Below are 2478 nucleotides of genomic sequence, written 5' to 3' on the forward strand. Positions count from 1 at the left end.
ACGCGGGGACCACCCCGTAAGCCTAAATACTCCTTAGTGACCGATAGCGCATAGTACTGTGAAGGAACGGTGAAAAGAACCCCGGGAGGGGAGTGAAAGAGAACCTGAAACCCTGTGTTTACAAGCTGTGGAACATCTTTATATGATGAACCGCGTACTTTTTGTAGAACGGTCCGGCGAGTTACGCTGGCTGGCGAGGTTAAGGACTTTAGGTCCGGAGCCGAAGGGAAACCAAGTCTTAATAGGGCGAGTTAAGTCAGTCAGAGTAGACCCGAAACCGGGTGATCTACCCATGTCCAGGATGAAGTTGCCGTAAAAGGCAATGGAGGTCCGAACACACATCCGTTGAAAAGGGTGGTGATGAGGTGTGGGTAGGGGAGAAATTCCAATCGAACCCGGAGATAGCTGGTTCTCCTCGAAATAGCTTTAGGGCTAGCCTCGGTTTAGTCTGCTGGAGGTAGAGCACTGAATTTCCTAGGGGGCGTCAAAGCTTACCGAAGAATATCAAACTCCGAATGCCAGCCAGATGATGACCGGGAGTCAGACTGCACGAGATAAGTTGGGTAGTCAAAAGGGAAAGAGCCCAGACCACCGGCTAAGGTCCCAAAGTACGTGTTAAGTGGAAAAGGATGTGGGATTTCAAAGACAACCAGGATGTTGGCTCAGAAGCAGCCATACATTCAAAGAGTGCGTAATAGCTCACTGGTCGAGAGGTCCTGCGCCGAAAATGTCCGGGGCTGAAACACGACACCGAAGCTGTGGAATTGACGAATGTTAATTGGTAGAGGAGCATTCTTAGCGGGATGAAGCAGTACCGAAAGGAGCTGTGGACTTCTAAGAAGAGAGAATGCCGGAATGAGTAGCGAGAGAGAGGTGAGAATCCTCTCGGCCGAATATCTAAGGTTTCCAGAGTAAAGCTGATCTGCTCTGGGTAAGTCGGGACCTAAGGCGAGGTCGAAAGACGTAGTCGATGGACAACAGGTTGAGATTCCTGTACTGCTGTATAACAGAACTGTGGGGACACAGAGGGAGAGTGCAACCCGGGAGTGGAAAGACCGGGGCAAGCGAGGTAGGAGTCACGTAGGCAAATCCGCGTGGCGATCCGAAGGCGTGACGCATAGCGAAATGAAGTAGCGAATTGCATGAGCCAGCTGTCGAGAAAAGCCGCTATTGTTTGTACAGTACCCGTACCGTAAACCGACACAGGTGGATGAGGAGAGAATCCTAAGGCCGACGGAAGAAGCATTGTTAAGGAACTCGGCAAAATGACCCCGTAACTTCGGGAGAAGGGGTGCCCTGTGAAAGCAGGGCCGCAGTGAAATGGCTCAAGCAACTGTTTAGCAAAAACACAGGTCTATGCAAAACCGAAAGGTGAAGTATATGGGCTGACGCCTGCCCGGTGCTGGAAGGTTAAGAGGAGAGGTTAGCGCAAGCGAAGCTTTGAATTTAAGCCCCAGTAAACGGCGGCCGTAACTATAACGGTCCTAAGGTAGCGAAATTCCTTGTCGGGTAAGTTCCGACCCGCACGAAAGGCGTAATGATTTGAGCACTGTCTCGACAATGCATCCGGTGAAATTGAAGTACCAGTGAAGATGCTGGTTACCCGCGCCAGGACGGAAAGACCCCATGGAGCTTTACTCCAGCTTGGTACTGGGATTCGGTATTGCATGTACAGGATAGGTGGGAGACTATGAAACGGTGACGCCAGTTGCCGCGGAGTCAATGTTGGGATACCACCCTTGCAGTATTGGATTTCTAACATGTGCCCGTGAACCGGGCAGTGGACAATGCCAGGCGGGGAGTTTGACTGGGGCGGTCGCCTCCGAAAGGGTATCGGAGGCGCCCAAAGGTTCCCTCAGAATGGTTGGAAACCATTCGCAGAGTGCAAAGGCAGAAGGGAGCTTGACTGTGACACCGACGGGTGGAGCAGGTACGAAAGTAGGGCTTAGTGATCCGGTGGTATTAAGTGGGAATGCCATCGCTCAACGGATAAAAGCTACCCTGGGGATAACAGGCTTATCACTCCCAAGAGTTCACATCGACGGAGTGGTTTGGCACCTCGATGTCGGCTCATCGCATCCTGGGGCTGTAGTAGGTCCCAAGGGTTGGGCTGTTCGCCCATTAAAGCGGTACGCGAGCTGGGTTCAGAACGTCGTGAGACAGTTCGGTCCCTATCCGGCGTGGGCGTAGGATATTTGAGAGGAGCTGTCCTTAGTACGAGAGGACCGGGATGGACTGACCTCTGGTGTATCGGTTGTTCTACCAAGAGCATGGCCGAGTAGCCAAGTCGGGAAGGGATAAACGCTGAAGGCATCTAAGCGTGAAGCCCCCCTCAAGATGAGATATCCCATAACGCAAGTTAGTAAGACCCCTTGAAGACGACGAGGTAGATAGGGCAGAGGTGGAAGTGCAGTAATGCATGGAGCTGACTGTTACTAATAGGTCGAGGGCTTAACCAAGATGGTTTAGGATAGGTTT

Annotated in this window: 1 rRNA gene; it reads left to right on the top strand. The window is 52.0% G+C overall.

Features of this window, described 5'->3' with window-relative positions:
* Nucleotides 1-2459 (top strand): 23S ribosomal RNA (locus WMO62_RS15695); the annotation flags it as partial.
* Nucleotides 2460-2478: the final 19 nt, after the last annotated feature.

Origin of the sequence: Hominiventricola aquisgranensis, assembly GCF_040096225.1 — a bacterium.
GTDB lineage: Bacteria > Bacillota > Clostridia > Lachnospirales > Lachnospiraceae > Hominiventricola > Hominiventricola aquisgranensis.